Origin of the sequence: Nonomuraea sp. NPDC003560, from assembly GCF_042878785.1 — a bacterium.
GTDB lineage: Bacteria > Actinomycetota > Actinomycetes > Streptosporangiales > Streptosporangiaceae > Nonomuraea.
On the sequence record NZ_JBIAOF010000002.1, the window covers coordinates 88706 to 114517 of the forward strand.

Consider the following 25812-nt stretch of genomic DNA (forward strand, 5'->3'; position numbering starts at 1 on the left):
TCCATGCCCGCGATCGAGTGTCACACCACGCTGAAGCACACCGACTTCATCATGCGGAACCACCGGGTGCACGACGTGTCCGTCATGCCCGGGGTGACGTTCCTCGATCTGGTGTTCCGCACGCTGATGGCGACCGGGCGCGACGCCGGGGAGATCGTCCTGCGCGAGGTGCTGTTCACCGAGGCGATCGTCACCAAGCCGGAGGCCGACCGGGAGATCCGCGTCACCGTCGACGGCGCCGACGTGCGGGCGGAGAGCCGCTGGAGCAGGGACGGGACGCCGCTGTCCGGCTGGCGGCGGAACTTCACCGGCAAGGTGGGCACGCCGACCGGCCCCGAGCCCGGCCCGATCGACCTGGACGCCCTCCGCCGCGGCGCTCGGCGGCACGGCGACATGGAGGACCTGTACGCCCGCGCCAGGGCCGAGGACATCAGCCACGGCGCCCCGATGAAATGCGCAGGACGGCTGCACCACGGCGACGGCTACCTGCTCGCCGAGCTGCGGCAGGACGCGCCCGCCCCCGGCCACGAGGGCTTCCACCTGCACCCCGCCCGCCTGGACGCGGCCACCCTGGCCGGGCTGGGCCAGACCCAGGCGTCGGGGCGGGAGCCGTTCATCCCGGTCTACATCGCCGAGTTCCGCGCGCCCCGGCGGCTCGGCGCGGCCTTCCACGTGTACGCGCCGCGCCCGGAGAGCATCGCGCCGTCCGGCGACGTGATCACCAACGACTTCGGCCTCTACGACGAGCGGGGGCGCTTCGTCGCCGGGTTCGGCGGGCTGTCGTGCAAGCGCATCAGGTCACCGCGGCTGATCGAGCGACTGCTCGACGACCCGGCCCGCCCTGAGCAGCCGTCCGCCACCGGCCACAACGGCTCCGGCGACCTGGTCGGCCGCCTGCGCGAGCTCGTCGCCGGGCCGCTCGGCCGCCCGCCCGGCGAGGTGCCCACCGGAACCGGCTTCTACGACCTCGGCCTGGACTCGGTCACGCTCGTGGACATCAGCGAACGGCTGGAGAAGATCGTCGGGCGGCGGCTCTACCCGACCCTGCTGTTCGAGTACGGCGACATCGACAGCCTCGCCGCCCACCTCTCCTCCGCCTACGACCTCACCCCGGCGGAGCCGGAGCCCGAGCCGGGCGAGACGCGCTGCTTCCGCGACGTGTGGGTGCCCCACCCCGAGGACGGCGACGACCCCGGCGAGTACCGCGAGATCACCCCCGGCGCCCGGTACGACGGTTCCCGGCACCTGGTGATCCGGGCCACGCCGGGTGAGCCCGCCGACCCGTGCCTGGCCGTCTGGGAGACCGCGAAGGCCGTCCTCGCCGCGAAGCCGGAGCGGCCGGTCACCCTCACCTACGCCCACACCGGCGACGACCCCGCCCACGAGGCCGTCGGCGCGCTGGCCAGGACGATCACCGCCGAGACCCCGCTGATCCGCTGCCGCAGCATCCGCCTGGACCCTGCCGACGCCCCCGCCCCCGCCCCTGCCTCCTCCGACGCCCCTGCCTCCGCCGACGTCTCCGCCTCCGCCGACGTGCTGCGGGACGCCTCCGCCGAGCCCGAGATCCGCTACGAGCGCGGCGAACGCCTGGTCCGCCGCTGGCTCCCGGTCGAGCCGCCCGAGCCGCCCGAGCAGCCCGAGCCCGGCGGGCGCGTCCCGATCAGGAAGGGCGGCGTGTACGTGATCGCCGGCGGGACGGGCGGCATCGGCCGCCTCCTCGCCGAGCACCTGGCACGCCGCCACCAGGCCACGGCCGTGCCGGTCAGCAGGAACGCGGAGATCTCCGCCGACCTGACCGACCCGGACCAGGTCGAGCGCGCCCTCGCCACGGTCCGGGCGCGCCACGGCCGCATCGACGGCGTCGTCCACTGCGCGGGCGTCAACCGCGACGGGCTCTACCCGGGCAAACGGGCCGCCGACATCGAGGCCGTGGTGGCGGCCAAGGCCCTGAGCGTGCGCCACCTGGACGCCGCGACCAGGGACGACGACCTGGACTGCTTCGTGGTGTTCTCGTCGGTGTCGGCGTCGCTGGCCAACCCGGGGCAGGCCGACTACGCCTTCGCGAACGCGTACCTGGAGGAGTTCGCCCGGCGGCGGGCGGCGCGACGGGACCGGCCGGGCCGGACCCTGGCGATCGCGTGGCCGTACTGGGCCGAGGGCGGGATGCGGGTCGGGCCGGAGACGGTCGAGCGCGCCCGCGCGGCCACCGGGATGGTCCCGCTGCCCACCGAGGCCGCCCTCGACGTGTTCGACCGCGCCCTGAGCGGCAGCGAGGACGTCCTGACGGTGCTGCACGGCGACGCGGACCGCGTCCCCGCGCTGCTGCCACCCGCCCCGCCGCAACCCTCGCCCCGCGCGGCCTCCCGGCGCGCGGCCGCCACGCCCCGAGCGGAGGCGCGGGCGGCGGGCGGCGGCGAGCCCGGCGAGGTGCGCGGCGAAGAGCCCATCGCGGTCGTCGGGCTGGCCGGACGGTACCCGCAGGCCCCCGACCTGCGCGCCTTCTGGCGCAACCTGGCCGAGGGACGCGACTGCATCGAGGAGGTCCCGGCCGGCCGCTGGAACCACGACGAGATCTACGACCCCGAGAAGGGCGCCCGTGGCAGGACGTACGGCAAGTGGGGCGGCTTCCTCGACGGCGTCGACCGCTTCGACCCCGCCTTCTTCGGCATCTCCCGCCGCGACGCCGAACGCATGGACCCGCAGGAACGGCTGTTCCTCCAGACCTGCTGGCACGCGCTGGAGGACGCCGGCCACCCGCCGGAGTCGCTGTCGGCGCAGAACGTCGGCGTGTTCGCGGGCGTCATGTGGAACCACTACCAGCTCGTCGAGGGCGGGGAGGGCGGCGTCGCCCCCACGGCCATGCACGCCTCCATCGCCAACCGCGTCTCCTACACCCTCGACCTGCACGGCCCGAGCATCGCGCTGGACACCGCCTGCTCCTCCTCGCTGACCGCCGTGCACCTGGCCGTCGAGAGCCTGCGGCGCGGCGAGTGCGACCTCGCCCTGGCCGGCGGCGTGAACGCGACCGTCCACCCGCAGAAGTACCTGCAACTCGCCCAGGGACACTGGTTGTCGGAGGACGGCCGGTGCCGCGCCTTCGGCGCCGGCGGCAGCGGGTACGTGCCCGGCGAGGGCGTCGGGGCCGTCCTGCTCAGGCCGCTCTCGCGGGCCCTGGCGGACGGCGACCACGTCTACGGCGTCATCGCCGCCACCGCCGTCAACCACACCGGCCGGACCAGCGGCGCCACGGTCCCGAGCCCGCGCTCGCAGGCCCAGCTCATCGGCACGGCGATCCGCAGGTCCGGCTGGGACCCGGCGAGCATCGGCTACATCGAGGCGCACGGCACCGGCACCTCGCTCGGCGACCCGATCGAGGTCGAGGGCATGCGCCAGGCCCTGCCGGAGGGCGCGGACTGCTCGATCGGCTCGGTCAAGTCCAACATCGGCCACCTGGAGGGCGCGGCCGGGATCGCCGGGCTGACCAAGGTGCTGCTCCAGCTCCAGCACGGGCAACTGGTGCCGTCCCTGCACGCCGACGAGCTCAACCCGAAGATCGACTTCGCCGCCACGCCCTTCCACGTGCAGCGTGCGCTCGAACCCTGGCCCCGCGCGGGCGGCGCACCCCGGCGGGCCGGGGTCAGCGCGTTCGGCGCGGGCGGCACGAACGCGCACGTCCTGGTCGAGGAGGCGCCGGAGCCCGCTCCCGGGCCGGGCGCGGACGGGCCCTGCCTGGTCGTGCTCTCCGCCCGTACGCCCGAGGCGCTGCGCGACTACGCCCGCGCCTGGACCCGCTTCCTGGCGGAGACCGCCACGGCGGACGGCTCCCTCTCAAGCTCCCGGGGCGCCGTCGAACGGGTGGCCGCGCTGCTCGGCATCCCCGCCGACCAGCTCGACCCGGCCGACTCGCTGGGCGACCTCGGCCTCGACCCGGCCGCGCTGATCCATCTCGGACAGGGCCTCTCGCTGGACGACACCGTCGCCGACCTGGCCGGGCCCGGCACGGCTCTGGCCGACCTCGCCTACACCTCGCAGGTCGGACGGACCGGCATGGCGGAGCGGCTGGCGCTCGTCGTGCGCGACGTGGCCGAGCTGCGGGACGGGCTGGAGGCGTACGCGGCGGGCGCGAACCCCGGCCCCGGCGTCTTCACCGGCTCCGGCTCCGGCGGCGAGGACGGGACGCCGTCGGCGGCGGACTGCGTCCGGCTGTTCCGGGCCGGACGGCTGGAAGAGGTGGCGGCCGCCTGGGCCGGAGGAGCCGAGGTGCCGTGGCGCGAGTGCCACGACGGCGGACGTCTGGTGTCGCTGCCGGTCTATCCGTTCCAGGAGGAGAGCTGCTGGCTCGGACGCTGGCAGCGCGCCACCGCGACCTCCGAGCAGCCTGCCGAGCCGTTGTTCGAGTCACCCACCGGGCCGCCCGCCGTGGAGACGCCGGAGGAGCAGGCCGTGGAGACGCCGGAGGAGCAGGCCGTGGAGCTCGTGCCGGACGGGGAAGGGCTGCGGTTCGAGGTGCTGCCCGACGGGGTGGCGCTGGTGGTGATGGGGTCCGGCGCGTCCATGTTCACCAGGGAGCTGATCGACGACCTCCAGGCCGCGTTCGCCGAGATCGCCGGGCGCGAGGACGTCAAGGCGGTCGTGCTCACCGGCAGCGGCAACGTCTTCAGCATGGGCGCCACCCCGGAGGCCCTGCGCACCCTTGCGGGCGGCGAAGGACGTTTCACGGACGTGCCCTTCCTGTACGAGGGGCTGCTGCGGTGCGACCGGCCGGTCGTCGCCGCCGTCCAGGGGCACGCGTCGGGCGGCGGGCTGGCCTTCGGGCTGTTCGCCGACCTCGTCATCATGGCGGCCGAGGGGGTCTACAGCGCCAACTTCATGAAGTTCGGCTTCACGCCCGGGATGGGCGCGACGTACATCCTGGAGGAGCGGCTCGGCCGGTCGGCGGCGCACGAGATGCTCTACACCGGCCGGTCCGTGACGGGTGAGGAGCTGGCCCGGCGGGGGGCCGGGGTGACCGTCCTGCCGCAGGGCGCCGTGCTGAAGGCGGCGCTCAGGCACGCCCGCTCGATCGCCGCGCTGCCCCTGCCCGCCCTGCGGGCGCTCAAGTCCGAGCTGGCCGGACGGGTGCTCGACCGGCTGACCGGCGTCATCGCGGGGGAGTCGGGGATGCACGAGCGCGTGCTGGGGGAGGAGTCGCTGGCCCGCGTCGACGACTACTTCGCCAAGGTGGACACCTTCAGAGGCGACGCCCCGAAGGCGGACACGGGCAGAAGCGCGTCAGCGAAGGCCCGTCCCGTGAAGGGGGGTCCTGCGGGGGGCGGGCCTGAGCCGGGGGAGGTGCGGCGGGTCATCGAGGGCACGCTCATGAGCCACCTCTACCTCCAGGCCCACGAGGTGGACGACTCGCTGAGCTTCAGCGAGATGGGTCTGGACTCGATCGGGGCCGTGGAGATCGTCCGGGACCTGAACCGGAGCTTCGGGCTCGACCTGGACTCCGTCGCCGTCTACGACCACCCGACCGTCCCGGCGCTGGTGGACGCCGTACGGGAGGCCGTGGCCGCCGACGGGCTGACCGTGCCCCCGCCGCGTCCCGCCCCCGAGCAGCCGGCCCCGGAGGAGCGGCCTTCCGTACCGAGGCAACCCACGCCCGCCGAGCGGGACGAGACGCCCGGACCGGGCGATCCGGAGGAGCGGGCGGGCCAGGTCCGGCTGCCCTCGCTCGACGGCGACCGCGCCGAGCCGGACCCCACGACCGCCGAGCCTCGCGCGAACACCGGCACGGTCACCCTGGAGGCGGTGAGGCCCACCGAAGAGCCCCCCGCCCGTGAGGAGCCCACCCCCGCACGAGAGAAGACGCCTGTCCGGGAGGGGGACATCGCCGTCATCGGCATGGCCGGGCGGTTCCCGGACGCGCCCGACCTCCGGACGTTCTGGCGGAACCTGGCGGACGGCCGGTGCAGCATCCGCGAGGTGCCCCCCGAGCGGTTCGACGTCTCGCGGGTGTACGACGCCGACCGCATGGCGCCGGGCCGGACGTACAGCAAGTGGGCCGCCATGCTCACCGACGTCGACGCCTTCGACGCGGCCTTCTTCAACATCTCGCCCCTGGAGGCCGAGACGATGGACCCGCAGCAGCGGCTGTTCCTCCAGGAGGCGTGGCACGCCCTGGAGGACGCCGGCTACGCCGCCAGGTCCGGCCGCAGGCCGTGGGGGTGCTTCGTCGGCTGCGGCGCGGGCGACTACGCCGGCCTGCTGGCGGCGGCCGGACGCGACGACACCGGGCACGCCTTCCTCGGCAACGCCTCCTCGGTGCTGCCCGCGCGGATCGCGTACCTGCTGGACTTCGGCGGGCCGACCATGGCCGTGGACACCGCGTGCTCGTCCTCGCTGGTGGCCGTGCACCTGGCCTGCGAGAGCATCCGGCGCGGCGAGTGCGAGGCGGCGGTCGCGGGTGGGGTGGCGGTGATGAACACCCCGAGGATGCACATCTGGTGCAGCAAGGCCGGGATGCTCTCGCCCACCGGCACCTGCGCGCCCTTCGACGAGTCGGCCGACGGCATCGTGCTGGGCGAGGGCGTCGGCGTGGTCGTGCTGAAGCGGCTGGACCGGGCGCTGGCGGACGGCGACCACGTCCACGGCGTGATCCGGGCCAGCGGCGTCAACGGCGACGGCGCGAGCAACGGCATCACCGCGCCCAGCGCCTCCTCCCAGGCGGAACTGCTGACCGAGGTGCACCGGCGGGCCGGGATCCGGCCCGGCGCGGTGGACTACGTCGAGACGCACGGCACCGGGACCGAGCTGGGCGACCCGATCGAGGTCAAGGCGCTGGCGAAGGTGTTCGGCGCGGACCGCGAGCGCCCGTGCCGCATCGGCTCGCTCAAGGCGAACGTCGGCCACACCACCATGGCGGCGGGGATCGGCGGGCTGCTCAAGACCCTGCTGGCGTTGCGGCATCGGCAGTTGCCGCCGTCGCCGGGGTTCGTCCGGGCCAACCCGAAGATCGACTTCGCGGACGGCGCGCTCGAAGTGGTCACGGAGCTGTCGCCCTGGACGCCCGGCCGCTCCGGCGAGCGGGTCGCGGCGGTGAGCAGCTTCGGCTTCAGCGGGACGAACTGCCACGTCGTGGTCGCCGAGCCGCCCTCCCGCGAACCGCGGGCCGGCGGGCGCGAGGACGTCGTCGTGCCCCTGTCGGCCTCGGACGAGCAGGCCCTGGCCCGGCTGCGCACCGGCCTGGCCGGCCACCTCGACGCCCACCCGGAGCTCGACGTGCGCGACGTCGCCCGCACGCTCGCCGTGGGCAGGCCGCACCTGGCCGGGGCCCGGTGCGCGTACGTGGCCGGGGACCTCGCCGACCTGCGCGGCCAGCTGCGCGACGGCGCCCGCCCGGCACGCGGTGAGGCGGGACGCCTCGCCGAGCGGTACACCGGCGGCGACGACCTCCCCTGGGACGACCTGACGGCGGGCGGGCGGCGGGTGCCGCTGCCGGGATACCCGTTCGCGGACGACCGGCGCCACTGGATCGGCGGCGACGACCACCCCGCCGGGCCCGGCGACGACCACCCCGCCGGGCCCGCCCCCGGGATGTGGATCCGCCCCGACGACCGGCTGGTCGCCGACCACCGGATCGGCGGCACCTCCGTGCTGCCCGGCGTGGCCCTCCTGACGATCGCCGCCGAGCGCGGCGGGCTGTCCGGTCCGGTGCGCTTCGAGCGGGTACGGTGGCTGCGCCCGTTCGAGGTGCGCGAGGCCCGCGCCCTGGACGTGGTCGTGCGCGACGACGGCGGCTTCGAGCTGGACGGGCACGCCCGCGGCACCCTGCGGACCGGCGACGGCGCACTCGGGCGGCTGGACGTCGCCCAGGTCGAGGCCCGGTGCGCGGACAGCCGTCCGGCCGACGACCTCTACCGCGCCTTCGACCGCGCCGGGCTGCACTACGGGCCCGGGTTCCGGGTGCTGCGCGAGGTCCGGGTCGGCGACGGCGAGGCGCTCGGCGTCCTGCGCGACGGCGCGCGCTGGGAGGCGCTGCTGGACGGCGCGCTCCAGACCGTCGCGGCGCTGCGTCCCGAGGGCGGTGAGCCCGCGATGCCGTTCAGCGTGGAGTCGGCCGAGCTGGACGGCCCGATCACCGGCCCCGCCCACGCCCACGTGACCGACGAGGGCCGGGACGGGTACACGGTCCGCCTCGCCGACTCCGCGGGGCGGGTCAGGGCCGAGTTCCGGGGGGTCGTCCTGCGGACCCGGCCGAGCCGCCCGGCGGACGGCATGATCTTCGCCCCCGTCTGGCGCCGGACCGAGCCCGCCACCGAGCCCGGTGCGGGCGGCGGCCGGGCTCTCGTGCTGCACACCCCCGCCGCCGAGCCGCTGGCCCGCGCCCTCCTGGACACCCACGAGGACGGCCATCTGGCCCCGCTCGCCTCGCCCGCAGCGCCGGAGGAACGGTACGACACCGTGTACGTCCTCGCCCTGCCCGACCGGAGCGGCCCGCCCGCCGACGACCCCACCACCCGCGACGTGTTCCGCCTGGTCAAGCGGCTTTCCGAGCAGGGGCGCGGCGGCTGGAGCCCCACGGTGAAGGTGGTCGTCGCCGGAGCCGTGCGGGTCGGGGGCGAGGAGATCGTCCCGCACGCGGCCGGTGTGATCGGACTGACCAGGGCGGTGGCCGCCGAGCACCCGCACTGGACCGTCGCCGTCATCGACGTCGGGGCCGCGCCGCAGCCGCCCGCCGACCTCGCCCGCCTGGTGCGCGCCGAGAGCTGCGCCGACGAGCTGGTCGCCCTCCGCGACGGCCACCGCCACCTCCGCACCCTGGAACCCCTGCCCCTGACCGCCGGACGCAGCCCCTACCGGGACGGCGGGGCCTACCTGATCGTGGGCGGGACCGGCGGCCTCGGACGCACCCTGAGCAGGCATCTGGCCGCCACCGCAGGAGCGCGGCTGGCCCTGGTCGGGCGGCGCGAGATCAGCCCCGAGATCCGCGAGCAGCTGGCCGAGATCGAGTCGCTCGGCGGCCAGGCCGTGTACCTGCGGGCCGACGTGGCCGACCGGGCCGCGTTCGGCAGGGCCGTCGAGGCGGCGCGGCAGCGGTTCGGCGAGCTCCACGGCGCCTTCCACGCCGCTCTGGTGCTGCGCGACATGACGCTCGCCAACATGGACGACGACGCGTTCGACCGGGTGCTCGCGCCCAAGGTGGCCGGCGCCGCCGTCTTCGCCGAGGCGCTGGCCGGCCTGCCGCTCGACTTCCTGGCCTACTTCTCCTCGGCGGCCTCGTTCGTCGAGGTGGGCGGCCAGGCGAACTACGCGGCCGCCAGCACGTTCGAGGACGCCTACGCGCTGAGCCTGCCCGACCGGCCGGTCAGCGTGATCAACTGGGGCTACTGGGGCAGCGTCGGCGCGGTCTCCGGCGGCGGCTACGACGGCCGGTTCGCCGAGCTGGGCATCGGCTCGATCGAGCCGGAGGAGGGCATGGCGGCGCTGGCGTCCGTCCTGGGCTCGGGCGCGCGGCAGGCGCTCGTCGTCAAGGCGGAGCCGAAGGGCCTGGCCCACATCGGCGTCCGCACCCCGGACGCCGCCGGAGAGCCCGGCCGGACCGGCGAGCCCGGTGAACTGGAACGAGCGCGGACGGCGTTCGCCGCTCTGGACGACCTGGCCCGCGGGCTGCTCCACCGGTCGGCCGACCGGGTCAGGGCCGTCGAGAACGTGCGCGCGGACCGCGGACGGCTGCGCGCCGCCGTGCTCGACCTGCTGGACGGGCCCGCGCCGCAGACGTCGCCGGCGGACGTGCTGGCCCGCTTCCCCGACCTGGAGCCGCACGTCAAGCTGCTGACCGCCTGCGTCGAGGCGCTGCCCGGCGTGCTGGCGGGCGAGCGCGACCCCATGGAGGTGCTGTTCCCCGGCGGCTCGATGAGCCTGGTCGAGCAGGTCTACAAGGGGCAGGCGGTCTCGGACCACTTCAACCGGCTGCTGGCCGGGGAGGTCGCCCGCGGCGGCCCCCGCCGCGTCCTGGAGATCGGCGCCGGCACGGGCGCGAGCACCGGCTTCGTGCTGGACGCCCTCGAAGGCCAGGACGTCGAGTACACCTACACCGACGTCTCGCCCGGGTTCCTGCGCCACGGCGAGCGGGAGTTCGGCGCGCGCCGCCCGGACCTCGTGCTCGCCCTCTTCGACGTGGAACGCGACCCGGCCGAGCAGGGCTTCGAACCCGGGACCTACGACGTCGTGCTGGCCACGAACGTCCTGCACGCCACCGCCGACGTCGGCCGGACGCTGCGCAACGCCGCCGCGCTGCTGCGTCCCGGCGGACGGTTGCTGGTCAACGAGGTGACCAGGGCGGCCGACTTCCTGACCCTCACGTTCGGGCTGACCCCGGGCTGGTGGCGCTTCACCGACGAGGAGCTGCGCCTGCCGCACAGCCCGCTGCTCGGCGCGCCGCAATGGCAGCGGGCGTTCCGGGACGCCGGTCTCACTCCCGCCCGCACCCTGGGCATCCCCGGCACGCCCGTCGCGGAGCTCGACCAGTGCGTCCTGGTGGGCGAGACGGCGGCCGCCACAGCTCCCGGCACCGGCGCCCGCGGCTACGTCAAGCGGGTGTTCGCCGAGGTGCTCAAGTACGGGAGCACCGATCTGGACGAGCGCGCCACCTTCGAGACGTTCGGCATCGACTCGCTGGTGAGCCAGAACGTCATCCACCGGTTCGAGCAGGACCTGGGGCCGCTGCCGTCCACGCTGCTGTTCGAGAACCTGACGATCGAGGAGCTGGCCGCGTACCTGGAGAACGAGCACGGCGAGCGCCTGCGCGCGGCCCTCGGCCAGGAACCCGCGCCGGAGGAGCCGGCGCGGCCCGCGCCGCGCCGCGAGCCCGCCGCGCAGGCCCTCGACATCGCCGTGGTCGCGATGACCGGCCGCTACCCGGCCTCCCCCGACCTGGACGCTTTCTGGAGCAACCTGGCGAAGGGCGCGAACTGCATCACCGAGGCGGACCGCTTCGACCTGGACGCCCTGTACGACCCCAAACGCGGACGCAAGCAGCGCACCTACAGCAAGTGGGGCGGCTTCATCGAGGGCGTGGAGCAGTTCGACGCGCCGTTCTTCGGCATCCTGCCGCGCGACGCCGAGATCACCGACCCGCAGGAACGCCTGTTCCTGGAGACCGCCTGGACCCTGCTCGAAGACGCCGGCTACCTGAGCGAGCACACCAGGCAGCCGAGCACCGGCGTCTTCGTCGGCACCATGTACGGCTCCTACGGGCGCATGGCGGCGGCCGAGGGCTGGCCGGAGGGCAGGTTCGCGGGGGCGCACTCGGCGTACTGGTCGATCGCCAACCGGGTGTCGTACTTCTTCGACCTGCGCGGGCCGAGCCTCGCCGTCGACTCGGCCTGCTCGTCGTCGCTGACCGCGGTCCAGCTCGCCTGCGAGAGCCTGCGGCGCGGCGAGTGCGCGCAGGCCATCGCGGGCGGCGTGAACCTGATCCTGCACCCCGCCCACTTCGTGGCGCTCTGCTCGCTGAACATGCTCGCCGCCGACGGCGCCTGCAAGGTGTTCGACGAGGCGGCGGACGGGTTCGTCCCGGGGGAGGGCGTCGGGGCGGTGCTGCTCAAGCCCCTGGCCGACGCCGAGCGGGACGGCGACCGGATCTACGGCGTCATCAAGGGCGCCTTCGCCAACGCCGGAGGGAAGACCGCCGGGTACACCGTGCCCAATCCGAGCGCCCAGGCCGACCTGGTCTCCGAGGCGGTCCGGCGGGCCGGGCTGGACCCGCGGACCATCTCGTACGTCGAGGCCCACGGCACCGGCACCGCGCTCGGCGACCCCATCGAGATCGCCAGCCTGACCCGGGCCTTCGCCTCCGAGGGCGTCGCGGACGGGGACCGCGTGGACCGGATGGTCGGCTCCGTCAAGGCCAACATCGGGCACCTGGAGGGCGCGGCGGGCATCGCCGGGCTGACCAAGGTGCTGCTGCAGTTCCAGCACGGCCAGGTGGCTCCCTGCGCGAACCTGAGAACGCCCAACTCCAAGATCGACTTCACCGCGTCCCCCTTCCGGCCGCCGGACCGGCTGACCGACTGGCAGCGGCCCTTCCTGGACGGCGAGACGTTCCCGCGCCGGGCCGGGGTCAGCTCGTTCGGCGCCGGCGGGGCCAACGTGCACGTCGTCCTGGAGGAGTACGTGCCCACCGCCGGGACGCCGCCGGAGCCCGCCGACGCGGGGGAGCAGGTGATCCTGCTCTCGGCGCGTACCCGCGACCAGCTCCGCGCCATGGCGGGCCAGGTCGCCGACGTCGCGGCGAGCGGGCGGGCGGGGCTGGCGGAGCTCGCGTACACCACCCAGGTGGGTCGCGCCGAGCTGCCCGAACGGCTCGCCGTCCGGGCTGCCGGCCTGGACGAGCTGGCCGCCCGGCTGCGTTCGTTCGCGGGCGACGGCGAGGCCGAGGGCGTCCTCGTGGGGACGGCGGAGCCCGGCGCCGGCCAGGCTCCGCCGGAGGACGGCGCGGAGGGGCTCGGGGCCGGATGGGTCGCGGGGGCCCGGGTGGACTGGGCCGCCAACTGGCCCACCCCCCACCCGCGCCGCGTGACCCTCCCGCCCTACCCCTTCGACCGCCGCCCCTACTGGCTCCCCACGGCCACTCCCACCGCCCAGACCACCACGCACCCCACCGACCAGACCACCACGCACCCCACCGCCCAGACCACCACCCACCCCACCGACCAGGCCGCCGGTGAGCCCGTCGGCAAGCCCGCCGACCGACCCAGCCCCATGCCCAGACCTCCGGCCTCTCAGCCGACGCCCGCCGACGCGGCCGCCTCTCAGGCGGGTTCCGAGCTCGCCGCCGAGCGGGCGTCCGGTCAGGGAGCGGGGGAGGCCGCCGACGGGCGTTGCACCTACCTGCGGCCCCGCTGGACACCCGCCGCACTCCCCGAAGGACACCGGGAACCTGAAGCCCTCCTGGTCATCACCGACGACGACCGGCTCGCCGAAGCGCTCGGCGGCACTCAACTCCGCCCCGGCGACGCCTTCCCACCGGACGATCCCCCCGAACAGCCCGCCCGGCAGTTCGGCGACGCGGACGTTCCCCCCGCGCAGGCCGCCCGGCAGTTCGGCGGCCTGGATCGGACCCCCGACGCCGTCGTGATCGCCCCCTCGGACCCGTTCCCCGGGACCGCCGCCTTCGACGCCCTGCTGCGCACGGCCACCGCCGTCCTGCGCGACGGGGGCCCGCTCAGGGTGGTGGTGTCCGCCGCGACCCGCGAGCCGCACCACACCGCCCTGGCCGCCGCCCTGAGGACGCTGGCCCTGGAGCACACGGCGTTCAGCGGCGTGTGCGTCACCGGCGCCACCCCGGCGCAGGTCGCGGCCGAGCTGCGGGCGCCCGCCGCCGGAACCGCTCCCGAGCGGCGGGTCTCCGAGGTCGCCTACCGCGACGGCGCCCGCCTGGTGAAGGGCATGGAGCCGTACGAGCCGCCGCCGCCCGGGCTGGACGTCCGGCCGGACGGCACGTACCTGATCACCGGCGGCGCCGGGGCCATCGGGCTGGCGTTCGCCCGCTTCCTCGCCGGGCGCGGGGCGGCGAAGCTGGTCCTGACCGGACGCTCCGAGCCCGGCGACGACATCGAGCGCCGGATCGCCGGGCTGCCCGCCGTCTACGTGCGCGCCGACGTGTGCTCGGCCGCCGACCTGCGTGACCTGCGCGACCGGTACGGCCCCTTCCACGGCGTCATCCACGCCGCCGGGATCCATCGGGACGCGCGGGCCGTGCGCAAACGTCCCGAGGACACGCGGGCCGTGCTGGAGCCCAAGATCCTGGGCACCGTCCTGCTGGACGAGGCCCTGCGCGGCCAGCCGCTGGACTTCCTGGCGCTGTTCTCGTCGGTGGCCGCCGAGACCGGCAACATCGGGCAGATCGACTACGCCTACGCCAACGCCTTCCTCAACCACTTCGCCGAGCGGCGCGCGCGGCTCGGGCACGGCAGGACGCTCGCCGTCGGCTGGCCGCTGTGGGAGGAGGGCGGCATGAAGGTGGACGACGCCACCCGCCGGCTGTTCGAACGCCGCTGGGGCAGCGTCCCGATGAGCACCGCCGCCGGGCTCGCCGCCTTCGCCCGGGGGCTGGCCGGAGCCGAGACGAGCTTCGCCGTGGTCGAAGGCCCCGCCGAGCCCGCCCCCGAACGGTCCCAGCCGCCCGCGAATCCCGAATCCGAGGTTATGGAGATGAGTGAGCCCATGTCCGCGACGGAGACGACCGGGTCCGACGACCATCTGATCGAGGCGGTCCGGGCGGAGCTGCGTCGCGCGGCGGCCGGATTCCTGCTGGTGGGCGAGGAGCACGTGGACCTCGACGCCGAGCTGATGGACATGGGGTTCGACTCGATCTCCATGGCCGAGCTGGTGGACCAGGTCAACGAGCGGTACAAGCTGGACCTGCTGCCGACCGTGCTCTTCGAGGCCACCGACCTGAACACCTTCTGCGACCACCTGCTCGCCGAGCACCCGGCCGAGATCGCCGCCGCCCACACCCCACCGGCCCCCGCCACCCCCTCGCCCGCCACCCCACCCGCCCCCGCCGCAGAACCTCTCGCCCCCACCGAGCGGCAGGAGGACGCCGAGCCAGGCCCGGCGCCGGAGACCGTGACCTCGCCCCCACGGCCCGGCGCCGGGACCTCCCCGACCACCCCTGACAACCCACCGACCACAGCGACCGGCACAGCGACCGGCACAGCGACCGGCACTGCGACCGGCACGACGGCTGGGAGCGCGACGGAAAGGCCCGCGACGGGTGGCATCGCGATCGTCGGCATGGCGGGCATGCTGCCCGGCTCCGCCGACCTGGACGACTTCTGGCGCCACCTGACCGAGGGCCGCGACCTGACCCGCCCGGTCCCCGAGGACCGGCGCGAGCTGCGCGAGAACCCCGAGACGGCGAACGTCCGCGCCGGCTTCCTCGACGACGTGCGCTCCTTCGACGCCGCGCTGTTCGGCATCTCGCCCAAGGAGGCGGCGATGATGGACCCGCAGCAGCGGCTGTTCCTGCAGACCGTCTGGCGGGCCGTCGAGGACGCCGGTTACCGCCCCGCCGACCTGGCCGGCACCAGGACGGGCCTGTTCGCGGGCGTGTCCGCGTGCGACTACGACGACCTGCTGCGCGAGCACGGCGTGCCGGTCGAGGCCCACACGGCCAGCGGCGTGGCCGACTGCATCCTGGCCAACCGCGTCTCCCACCTGCTGGACCTGCGCGGCCCGAGCGAGGCGGTCGACACGGCCTGCTCCAGCTCCCTCGTCGCCCTGCACCACGCGGTACGCGCCATCGAGGACGGCGAGTGCGACGCGGCCATCGCCGGCGGCGTCAACCTGACGCTCAGCCCGGGGCTCTACATCGCCTTCGCCAAGTCCGGCATGATCAGCGAGGACGGCGTCTGCAAGACGTTCGACGAGCGCGCCGACGGCTACGGCCGGGGCGAGGGCTGCGGCGCCGTCCTGCTCAAGCCGCTGCGGACGGCGCTGGCGGACGGCGACCAGATCCTCGCCGTGATCAGGGGCAGCGCGGTCAACCACGGGGGCCGGGCCAGCTCGCTCACCGCGCCCAACCCCGAGGCGCAGGCGCGCGTGCTGGTCGACGCCTACCGCAAGGCGGACGTCGATCCCGCCCGCGTCAGCTACATCGAGGCGCACGGCACCGGCACCAGGCTCGGCGACCCGATCGAGATCGAGGGCATGAAGAAGGCGTTCGCCCGGCTGTACGCCGACCGGGGGCGGCCCGCGCCGGACGTCCCGCACGTGGCGCTCGCCACCGTGAAGACCAACATCGGCCACCTGGAGGCGGCGGCCGGCATCGCCGGGCTGCTCAAGGTGCTGCTCTGCATGCGTCACGGGGCGCTGCCGCCGACGATCCACTACGAGCGTCCCAACCCGTACGTGCGGCTGGAGGGCAGCCCGTTCACCATCAACACGCGGCTCACGCCGTGGGACGGGCCGGACCGGGTGGCGGGGGTCAGCTCGTTCGGCTTCGGCGGGACGAACGCGCACGTGGTGCTGGAGGCGTACCGGCAGCAGGTCCCGCCGGAGAAGGCGGGGGAGCCGCGGGTGCTGGTGCTGTCGGCGGCCCGCCGGGAGGCCCTGGAGGAGTACGCGCGGAACGTCGCCCGGTACATCCGGGAACATCCGGAGATCGGCCTCGACCGCATCGCCTGGACCCTCCAGAACGGACGCCGCCACCTGTCCGAACGGCTCGCCGTGGTGGTCAGCGATCGCGAGCAGGCGGTACGGGCGCTGAGCGGCGAACCGGCGGGCGTGCACAGGGGCACCGCCCGCAGGGACGCCCCGGCGCCGTGGGGCACCGGGCCGGAGGACCTGGCCGAGGCGTGGGTCTCCGGCAGCGAGGTGGACTGGCAGGGGTTGTGGCAGGGGCCGCGCCCGGTGCGGGTCTCGCTGCCCGGCCCGCCCTTCGCCCGCGTCGAGCACTGGTTCACCGCGCCCGAGCCGTCCCGCGCCGCCGCCCCGGCCGCCGCGTCTTCGGACGGCGCGGTCGTGCGGCGGACCAGCGACGGGAGGGTGCGCCTGCGCGCCGCCAAGGGTGGCCGGACGCCCGACGTTCCCGCCCCCGCCCCCGCCGAGCGGGTGGAGGCCGCGCGACTGGACGAGACGCCGGTCGCGCCCGCCGGAAGCGCCGGCGGCCCCGCCGGGGTGGAGGAGATGCTGCGCGAACGGCTCTCCACGATCCTGGACGCCGACCCCGCCGGCGTGGACGTGGACACCCCCTTCGAGGAGCTGGGACTCGACTCCATCTTCCGGATGGAACTGGTCAAGGCGATCAACACCGCCTTCTCCCTCGACCTCCAGGCAGCCGAGCTGTACGAGTACGACACGGTGGACCGGCTGGCCCGCGCCGTCGAATCAGCCATCACCGACTCCGCCCCCACCCAAGAACCGCAACCGAAACCCGCCCCGAAACCCGCCCCGAAACCCGCCCCGAAACCCGCCCCGAAGCCCGCCACCGAACCGACGTCGAAGCAGCAGGCGCGAGGGACGGCAGGCACCCTGGAGGACCAGCTCGCGGACCTGGTCGGCGCGATCATCGAGCGCCCGCTCGACCCCGCCCGCAGCTTCGCCGACAACGGCCTGACCTCCTTCGAGATGCTGCGCGTGGTGAGCGTCCTGGAGAAGCAGGTCGGCGCGCTGCGCAAGACCCTCCTGTTCGACCACACCACGCCCGCCGACCTGGCCGCGCACCTGCGCGACGAGCGCGGCACGGAGTCCGTACAGCCCCCGGAGCAGCCGGACGGGCCGGCCCCGTTCGAGACGAGGACGCGCGACGGCGAGCCGGCCGTGCTGCTGAAGCGGGACCTGCACCGGCACCCGGACCTGCGGGACCTGGTCGCAGGCATCGACCGCCGCCACGCCAAGGAGGGCGGCCTGGCCGGACGCGACATCGCGCCGCTGGCCTTCATCGGCTCGGCGCGCAAGGGCTACCTGCACGTCTCCGAGAACGGCGGCAACCTGCTGGCCTGGAGCTACGCCGGCTCCGAGGAGTACTTCCAGGAGCTGGTCGAGGAGTACACCGCCTACGCGCGGGCGCGCGGCCTGCGGCCCAACTTCCTGTCCCTCCTCCCGGTGCGCGAGGTGGCCGGGGAGCCGTACAGCGCGACGCCGTTCGGGGCCGTGCAGCGGCTCGACGACCTGGGCTCCTTCACGCTGAAGGGCGGCCGGATGGAACGCCTGCGCTACATGGTGCGGCGCTTCTGCAAGGCGGGCGAGTGCCGGACGGCCGAGTACCGCTCGGGCGAGGACCCCGCGATGGACCGCAGGCTGGCCGCGCTGGTGGACGACTGGGCCGGCCGCAAGCAGATGGTCAACCCGTACGTGTCGGTCGTCCGGCGGGAGATCGAGGAGGGCCGCCTGGACGGCAGGCACCGCGTCTTCGTCACCTACCTGGACGACGAGGTGGCCAACGCCGTCGTCATCACGAAGATCCCGTCGGAGAACGGCTACCTGCTGGACGTCGAGTTCTACCCCAAGGGCATGCCACTCGGCGGGCTGGAGTTCGCGATCGTGCAGATCATCGAGCGGCTCGTGGAGGAGGGCTGCACGATGTTCAGCTTCGGCGCCAGCTTCGGCGTGGAGACGGAGGAGTCGGCCAACGCCGCCCCGGACGTGCGCCAGGCGCTGGACGAGCTGCGTTCCGCGGGCATCTTCGGCGAGGGGAACTTCCAGTTCAAGAACAAGTTCCGGCCGGTGAACGTGCCCATCTACCTGTGCCAGCCGGAGGGGGAGGACCGCACGCCGGTCTCGGAGATCATCCTCATGATCGCCGACCCGGACCTGCGCCCCGCCACCACCGAGGAGCCGCCCGAAGCCAAGCCCGAAGCCAAGCCCGAAGCCAAGCCGGCAGCGGACAAGCCGGACACGGCCGGACTGCTGAACCGGTACGGCGGCGAGCCGGCCCGGGTCCCCGCCCACCACGTCACCACCGACCTGATCACCGACTCCTGGGCCGAGCTGGACGCCCCCTGGATCGCCGAGCGGCTGCGGCGCCTGACGGAACGGTCGGCCGCCCGTCCGGACACCGAGATCGACGGCCTGCCGTTCCCCTTCGTCGTCCCGACGGGCTCCGGCCGGGCGGCCGAGGCGCTGCTGTGCCGGTCGTGGCCGGGCCGGCGCGGTCGGGTGCTGCACAACGGCCTGTTCCCGACCTGGTTCCTGAGCCTGGCCGACAACGGCTTCAAGCCGGTCGAGCTGCCCGGCGGCCCGGAGATCGACGTCGAGGCGCTGGAGGCGGAGCTGGCCGGGGACGAGCCGGTGTCGTTCGTCTGCGTGGAGGTGGCCAACAACGCGGCCGGCGGCGCGCCGACCTCCCTGGCGAGCCTGCGCGCGGTCAAGGAGGCCGCGGCCCGGCACGGCGTCCCCCTGGTGATCGACGGCGCCCGCGTCGTGGACAACGCCATGGCGGTCGCGGGCGGCCGGGACGTGTGGGAGGTCGTCGGCGAGCTGCTCGAACTGGCCGACAGCGCCACGATCAGCCTGTCCAAGGACTTCGGGGTGCCGTTCGGCGGCCTGCTCGCCACCCGCGACGACGCCCTGCGCGAGCGGGTCGCCGAGCGGCTGGAGACCTGGGGCAGCGACGTCGGCCTGGCCAACCGCCGGATCATGGCGGCCGCCCTGGAGGACCGCGAGACGGTGGCCGACCAGGTCCGCGCCCGGGCGGACGCGGTGGCGGCGCTCCGGCAGGGCCTGTCGGAGGCGGGCGTCGCGCTGGAGGGCCCGCCCGGCGGTCACTGCGTGCTGCTGAAGGACGCCGACCACGTGCGCATCTTCCGCGAGACGGGCATCAGGGGCGCTCCGCACTTCGGCCGCGAGGGCGTGGTGCGCCTGGCGGTGCCGGTCGGCCTGAGCGTCGAGGAGGCCAAGGACGCCGCCGCCCGCCTGGGCGCCCTCCTCGGCGCCGACGCCCCGCAGTCCGCCCGTCAGACGGCCGACACCTCGCAATCCGCCCATCAGAAGGCCGACGCCTCGCAATCCGCCCGTCCCAAAGGCCGGAAGAACGAGACCCGGAGGAACCCCGACAACCCCAACCTGGCGATCCTGCGCGAACACCAGCCCGACGTCGAGCACGAGATCGTCACCACCGCGGACGGCGACGTCGAGCTGTTCAGCGCCGGCTCGGGACCGGCCCTGCTGCTCATGCACCCGTTCAACATCGGCGCCGGCGTCTACGCCCGCCAGTTCGAGGGCCTGGCCCACCGCTACCGGGTGACGAGCGTGCACCATCCGGGCGTCGGCGCGACCACGGCCGCCGCCGACCTGTCGCTCAGCGGCCTGGCCCGGCTCTGCCACGACGTGGCGGGCGGCCCGGCGCACGTGGCCGGGGCGTCGTTCGGCGGGCTGGTCGCCCTGGCGTACGCGCTCGACCATCCCGACGACACCGAGTCGCTGATCCTGATCGGCAGCTCCTGCCGCATCGGCAACCGGGTCGGCGACATCGACAAGCTGGAGGTGGTGGCCACCCAGGACTTCGACCGGGTCATCGAGGGCAGCGGGTCCAAGCGGCTGCGCAAGCGGCGGGACGCCCTGATGCGGCTGCTGCTGCGCGCCGAGAGCATGGCCCCGCAGGTCGGCCTGCGCTACCTGGACGTGTTCGCCGAACGCCCGGACCTGGGCGACCGGCTGCCGGAGGTCCGGGCGCGCACGCTGATCGTCCAGGGCCGGTACGACACCGTCATCCCGGCCAAGACCGCGCACCTGCTGCACGCCCTGATCCCCGACTCCCGGTACGAGGAGATCCCCGACGCGGGCCACTTCCCGCAGCTCACCAGCCCCGACCACGTCAACCGGCTGATCTGCGAGTTCCATGATGAACAGAATTGACGACAGCACCGTGACCAGGACCGAGCTGGTCAAGCCAGGGATGTGCGGGCCCAGCTCGCTGTTCATGGGCGAGGTCGGCGACTGGACCTGGGACACGGTCAGCGCGCTGTGCGGCACGAACGCCTTCGACGCGCGCAACGCCGCCGGCGACCCGACGTACCTGTCGTTCTACTACTTCCACGTCAGGGGCAGCCGCGACCTGCACGTCAACGCGCTGACGTTCGGCGACGAGCTGGAGGTCACCTCCCGGCTGTTCGGCTTCGGCAGCGAGTCGGTGCTGGCCCTGCACCGGATCGGCCGCGGCGGCGGCCGGACGGGCGAGCTCGACCCCGACCGCTTCTACGCCTTCGACGACCCCGGCTGCATCTACGTCGAGACCTTCAACCGCTGGATCTCGCGCAGCGCGCCCGGCAGCAACGAGGGGCTGGTCAAGTCGTCGCCGGTGGACTTCAGGCACGAGCACCTGCCGACGCTGCCCGGCGCGTACTCGCCGCGGAAGATCTACGGCCACGCGCGGAGCACCGGCACGTTCCTGGCCCGCAAACCGGACGACCCGGTCACGTTCACCGCCGACTACCCGGTGGAGCCGTCCAGGGACCTCAACGGCGTGGGCCTGCTCTACTTCGCCTCCTACTTCGCGATCGTCGACTGGGTGCTGCTGCGCTTCTGGCGCAGCCGGGGGATCGGCGTCGCCGACTTCCTCCGGCGGGTCGTGCTCGACCAGCGGCTGTGCTACCTGGGCAACGCGAACGCCGACTCGGTGCTGCGGGTGAGCCTGGAGTGCTGGCCGGCGCCGGAGGACGAGAACGAGGAGATCGTCAACCTCGTCATGGAGGACCGGGGCCGCACGATCGCGGTCAGCACCCTGCGCGTTCTCAGGAGGGGAGACACCGATGACGACGCGTGAACACGTCGAGGGCGTCGTGCACAAGACGATCGACGAGATCCTGCCCGGCGTCGAGATCGACGGCCGGGCGCACCTGAAGGACCTGGGCGCGGACTCCGTGGACCGGGTCGAGATCATCCTGGCCGTGCTCGACCGGCTCGGCGTGCGCGAGCCGCTGTCCTCCTTCGGCGGCGTGCCCAGCATCGACGCCCTGGTCGACTTCGTGTGGGAGCGTGTGAGGTGAACGTCGGAATCGAGGCACTGAACGTCTACTGCGGCCTGGCCCAGATCCCGGTGCCGGAGCTGTTCGAGGGGCGCGGGCTCGATGCCGAGCGCCTGGGCAACCTGATGATGCGCAACCGCTCGGTCGGCCTGCCCTTCGAGGACCCGGTGACCAACGCCGTCAACGCCGCCCGGCCGATCGCCGGCGACGACCGGATCGAGATCCTGATCACCTCCACCGAGTCCGGCCTCGACTACAGCAAGTCGGTGGCCTCCTACGTGCACGAGTACCTGGGGCTGCCGAGGAGCTGCCGGGTCGTGGAGGTCAAGCAGGCGTGCTACGCGGCCACGGCGGCCGTCCAGCTCGCCGCCGCGTACGTCGCCTCGGGCGTGTCGCCCGGCGCGAAGGCGCTGGTGATCGCGACGGACGTGGCGCTGGTGGACGAGCGCGCCGCCTACGCCGAGCCCGCCATGGGCGCCGGGGCGGCGGCCGTGCTGATCAGCGACCGGCCGCGGATCCTGGACCTGGATCTGGGGGCGTTCGGCAACCACAGCTACGAGACGATGGACTCGGCCCGGCCGGGGCCGACGTTCGACATCGCCGACTCCGACCGCTCGCTGTTCGCCTACCTCGACTGCCTGACGAGCTGCCTGGCCGGCTACCGGTCCAGGGTCGAGGACGCCGACTTCGCCACCACCTTCGACCATCTGGCCATGCACACCCCGTTCGCCGGGATGGTCAAGGCCGCGCACCGCAAGCTGATGCGCGAGTCGGGCGGCGGCACGGCGTCGGTCGAGGAGGACTTCGAGCGGCGGGTGCTGCCCTCCCTCGCCTACCCCAGACGGGTGGGCAACCTCTGCTCCGGCTCGGTCTACCTGGCCCTGGCCAGCCTGATCGACCACGCCACCCTGGACGGCCCGGCCCGGGTCGGCCTCTACTCCTACGGCTCGGGCTGCTCGTCGGAGTTCTTCAGCGGCCTGGTCGACGAGGAGTCGGCGAGCACGCTGGCCGCGATGCGGATCGGCGAGCACCTGGACGGCCGCTGCGAGCTCGGCTTCGACGAGTACGCGGCGCTGCTGCCGGAGACCCTGACCTGCCTCGTGCCGGAGCGGGACAGGCAGGTCGACGTGGGCGCGTACGAGCACCTGCTCGCCCGCGCCCGCTTCGACCGCGACCTCCTGGTGAACACCGGGACGAAGGACTACCACCGAACCTACGAATGGCTGGCACCATGACAAACGCGGAGATTTTCGAGACCGTCAAGCAGAACGTCCTGAGGGTGCTGCCGGACCTGCGGCCCGGCGACGTGACGACCGAGGGCACCCTGACCGACCTGGGCGCGAACAGCGTCGACCGGGCCGACGTGGTCACCATGAGCATGGAGGACCTCGGGCTGACCGTGCCGGTGTCGGAGTTCCAGGAGGTGCACGACATCCGGTCCCTGGTGGACCTGCTGGCGAGGCATTCATGAAGGTCGTCGTCACCGGCATGGGCATCGTCTGCTCGATCGCCTCCACCGTCCCGTCGTTCACCAGGGCGCTGCGGGCCGGACGGTGCGGGATCGGGCCGGTGCCCGACCCCGGCGACGGCGGGCCGCGCCTGGCCGCCCTGGTCAAGGGCTTCCGCTTCCGGGAGGCGGTGGCGGCCCGCCGCCGCCTGCCCGAGGAGATCGTGCGCAACGCGCTGCGGGCGGCCAACCGCTCGCCGCAGCCGCTGCAGATGGACCTGGTCGCCGCCATGCAGGCGTACGAGCAGGCCGGGCTGCACGAGGCGCGCGCCGACCCCGAGCGGATGGGCCTGGTCGTGGCCGGGCACAACCTCAGCTCCGGCTACGCCCACGACCTGCACCCCAAGTACGAGGACAACCCCGCCCACCTGCCGGCCAGGTTCGCGCTGCACTTCATGGACACCGACCGGGTGGGCACGCTCAGCCAGGTGTTCGGCATCAGGGGCGAGGGCTACACCGTGGGCGGCGCCTCGGCCAGCGGCAACGTCGGCATCATCAACGGCAGCCGGCTGGTGGAGTCGGGGGCGGTGGACGTCTGCCTGGTGGTGGGCGCCATGACCGACCTGTCGCCGATGGAGAAGCGCGGCCTGGCCACGCTCGGGGCGGTCGCCGGCGTCGAGGAGCCGCAGCAGGCCAGGTGCCGGCCGTTCGACGAGGAGCACGAGGGGTTCGTGCCCGGCCAGGGCGCCGGCTGCGTCGTGCTGGAGAGCGCCCGCTCGGCCGCCGCGCGCGGCGCGACGGCGCTGGCCGAGCTGTGCGGCTACGACCTGAAGCTGGACGCCAACAGCCTGCCCGACCCGCGCGAGGAGGGCGAGGCCAAGGTGATGGTCAACGCCATGGCCAACGCGGGCGTCGGGCCGCGCGACATCGACTACGTCAACGCCCACGCCACGGCGACGCCCAGCGGCGACGTGGCCGAGCTGGCCGCGCTGCGCAGGGCGCTGGGCGACAGCTTCGGCCGGCCGTGGGTCAACTCCACCAAGGGGCTGGTCGGCCACTGCATGTGCGCGGCCGGCGTGGTGGAGGCGATCGCGACCGTGGTGCAGATGCGCCGCGGCTTCGTCCATCCCAACCTGAACCTGCGCCATCCGATCAACCGCGACTGCCGGCTCGCACCCGGCAGGCTGCGGGCCGCCGACATCCGTTACGCGCTGTCCAACAGCTTCGGGTTCGGCGGTTTCAACACCTGCATCGTCCTCGGACGCGAGCGTTGACCGACGGCCGACGCATAGCGCCCAGGGTCAGGGGTAGCGAAAAAGAGAGCAAAAAAGGGAGCTGACATGACTACCCAAGGTAAGGGCTCGTACCAGATCACCGGTTGGGACGAGAAGCCCTACGAGGAGAAGAAGGGCCAGCCCAAGCTCACTCAGGCCCACGTCACCAACGCCTGGACCGGCGACATCGAAGGCGAGGGGCAGGCCGAGTACCTGATGGCCTACGCCAGCGACACCGAGGCCAGCTTCGTCGGCCTGCAGAAGGTCGTCGGGAGCGTCCGCGGCAAGAAGGGCTCCTTCGTGCTGCAGGCGACGGGCACCTTCGACGGCGGCGTGGCCAAGGCCGACTGGTCCGTCGTGCCGAACTCCGGCACGGAGGAGCTGAAGGGGCTGAGCGGCAAGGGAGGGTACGTCTCCAAGACCGACGGCTCGGCGGAGGTCACCCTCAACTTCAACCTCAAGTAGGCGCTGCACGCAGCCGAGTACGCGGGGCCGGGGGCTCCGCGTACTCGCATGTCAGGAACTGCTCAGTGTTGAGCAGACCGCCTCGCGCCCGCGCGCGACGATGGCCGCATGGACACTGAAGTGATCGTCGTCGGTGGCGGCCAGAGCGGGCTCGTCGCGGGCTACTACCTGAAACAGGCCGGCATCCCCTTCGTCATCCTCGACGAGGAACCGCGGCTCGGCGAGGCGTGGCGGCAGCGCTGGGACTCCCTGGAGCTGTTCACGATCGCCGAGTACTGTGCCCTGCCCGGCCTGCGCTTCCCCGGCCGGAAGAACCGCTTCCCCACCAAGGAGGAGATGGCCGACTACGTCGAGGCGTACGGCGAGGAGTTCGACCTGCCGGTCAGGCTCGGCACCCGCGTCACCTCCCTGGAGCCGATCGAGGGCGGCTACCGGCTGGAGACCACGAAGGGCACAGACGAGGCGCCGCAGGTGATCATCGCGACCGGCGCCTACCGGGTGCCGAAGGTGCCCGAGCTCGCGGGTCGGCTGGACCCCGAGGTCTACCAGGTGCACACCGGCCGCTACCGCAACCCGTCCCAGGTGCCGGGCGGGACCGTCGTCGTGGTCGGCGCGGCGAACTCCGGCGCCCAGATCGCGCCCGAGCTGGCCGCCGGCCGCCGCGTGCTGCTGTCGCAGGGCTCGCCGCTGCCGCACTTCGGCCGCCGGTTCCTGGGCAAGGGCCTGCACTGGTGGGGCGACAAGTTCGGGCTGATCGCCAAGCCGCTGATGGGCGAGCGCGACCGGCTGCACAAGAAGACGATCCTGGTCGGGCCGAGCCTGAAGAAGCTGGCCAAGCGGCACCGCTTCGAGCTCGTGGGCCGCACGGTCGACGCCGAGGGCCGCACGATGCGCTTCGAGGACGGCCGCTCGGCCGACGTCGACGCCGTCGTCTGGGCGACCGGCTTCCGCTACGACTACTCCTGGGTGCACGCGCCCGTCCAGGACGAGGGCGGCGGCATCACGCAGGACCGCGGTGTGACCGCGTCCCCCGGCCTCTACGTCCTCGGCATGCAGTGCCAGCACTCCTACGGTTCGGCGCTCATCTGGTGGGTAAAGGACGACGCGGCTTATCTGGTCGAGCGCATCAGGCAGTTCCGTCCCCAGGCGGTGGCGGGCAGAAGGGGTTGAGCGA

8 protein-coding genes are annotated in these 25812 nt (G+C 74.0%); all 8 read left to right on the forward strand.

Annotated features, from left to right (window positions below; all coding sequences use genetic code 11):
• The first annotated feature begins 3 nt into the window (after positions 1–3).
• The 8 genes from ACFYUV_RS06015 to ACFYUV_RS06050 all read left to right on the forward strand — a co-directional run bounded on the left by ACFYUV_RS06015 (position 4) and on the right by ACFYUV_RS06050 (position 25808).
• A complete protein-coding gene (locus tag ACFYUV_RS06015; RefSeq protein ID WP_387665464.1) occupies positions 4–20343 on the forward strand; it encodes an SDR family NAD(P)-dependent oxidoreductase in 20340 nt (6779 codons plus the stop codon).
• Entirely contained in the window at positions 20327–21250 is a 924-nt protein-coding gene (locus ACFYUV_RS06020) for an LnmK family bifunctional acyltransferase/decarboxylase (RefSeq protein WP_364337106.1), read from the forward strand. Before ACFYUV_RS06015 ends, ACFYUV_RS06020 begins: the two co-directional genes overlap by 17 nt.
• Positions 21237–21473, forward strand: a complete 237-nt coding sequence (locus ACFYUV_RS06025; RefSeq protein WP_387665467.1) for a phosphopantetheine-binding protein — start codon at positions 21237–21239, stop codon at positions 21471–21473. Before ACFYUV_RS06020 ends, ACFYUV_RS06025 begins: the two co-directional genes overlap by 14 nt.
• Positions 21470–22687, forward strand: a complete 1218-nt coding sequence (locus ACFYUV_RS06030; RefSeq protein ID WP_387665470.1) for a hydroxymethylglutaryl-CoA synthase family protein — start codon at positions 21470–21472, stop codon at positions 22685–22687. Before ACFYUV_RS06025 ends, ACFYUV_RS06030 begins: the two co-directional genes overlap by 4 nt.
• Positions 22684–22923 (forward strand): phosphopantetheine-binding protein, encoded by a 240-nt coding sequence (locus ACFYUV_RS06035; RefSeq protein ID WP_358298245.1) that lies wholly within the window; start codon positions 22684–22686, stop codon positions 22921–22923. The genes ACFYUV_RS06030 and ACFYUV_RS06035 overlap by 4 nt, the downstream gene beginning before the upstream one ends.
• Positions 22920–24173 (forward strand): beta-ketoacyl synthase N-terminal-like domain-containing protein, encoded by a 1254-nt coding sequence (locus ACFYUV_RS06040; RefSeq protein WP_387665472.1) that lies wholly within the window; start codon positions 22920–22922, stop codon positions 24171–24173. Before ACFYUV_RS06035 ends, ACFYUV_RS06040 begins: the two co-directional genes overlap by 4 nt.
• Positions 24174–24239: 66 nt before the next feature.
• Entirely contained in the window at positions 24240–24638 is a 399-nt protein-coding gene (locus ACFYUV_RS06045) for a DUF3224 domain-containing protein (RefSeq protein WP_352327373.1), read from the forward strand.
• Between the two features lie 108 nt (positions 24639–24746).
• Positions 24747–25808: a flavin-containing monooxygenase gene (locus ACFYUV_RS06050; protein ID WP_387665474.1), complete on the forward strand. Its 1062-nt coding sequence runs from the start codon at positions 24747–24749 to the stop codon at positions 25806–25808.
• The last annotated feature ends 4 nt before the right edge of the window (positions 25809–25812 follow it).

Excerpts from the sequence above, each read along its gene's own strand:
- ACFYUV_RS06050 (WP_387665474.1), top strand. The coding sequence starts at position 24,747 with ATGGACACTGAAGTGATCGTCGTCGGTGGCGGCCAGAGCGGGCTCGTC.
- ACFYUV_RS06040 (WP_387665472.1), top strand. The coding sequence starts at position 22,920 with ATGAAGGTCGTCGTCACCGGCATGGGCATCGTCTGCTCGATCGCCTCC.
- ACFYUV_RS06025 (WP_387665467.1), top strand. The coding sequence starts at position 21,237 with ATGACGACGCGTGAACACGTCGAGGGCGTCGTGCACAAGACGATCGAC.
- ACFYUV_RS06020 (WP_364337106.1), top strand. The coding sequence starts at position 20,327 with ATGATGAACAGAATTGACGACAGCACCGTGACCAGGACCGAGCTGGTC.
- ACFYUV_RS06015 (WP_387665464.1), top strand. The coding sequence starts at position 4 with ATGCCCGCGATCGAGTGTCACACCACGCTGAAGCACACCGACTTCATC.
- ACFYUV_RS06045 (WP_352327373.1), top strand. The coding sequence starts at position 24,240 with ATGACTACCCAAGGTAAGGGCTCGTACCAGATCACCGGTTGGGACGAG.
- ACFYUV_RS06035 (WP_358298245.1), top strand. The coding sequence starts at position 22,684 with ATGACAAACGCGGAGATTTTCGAGACCGTCAAGCAGAACGTCCTGAGG.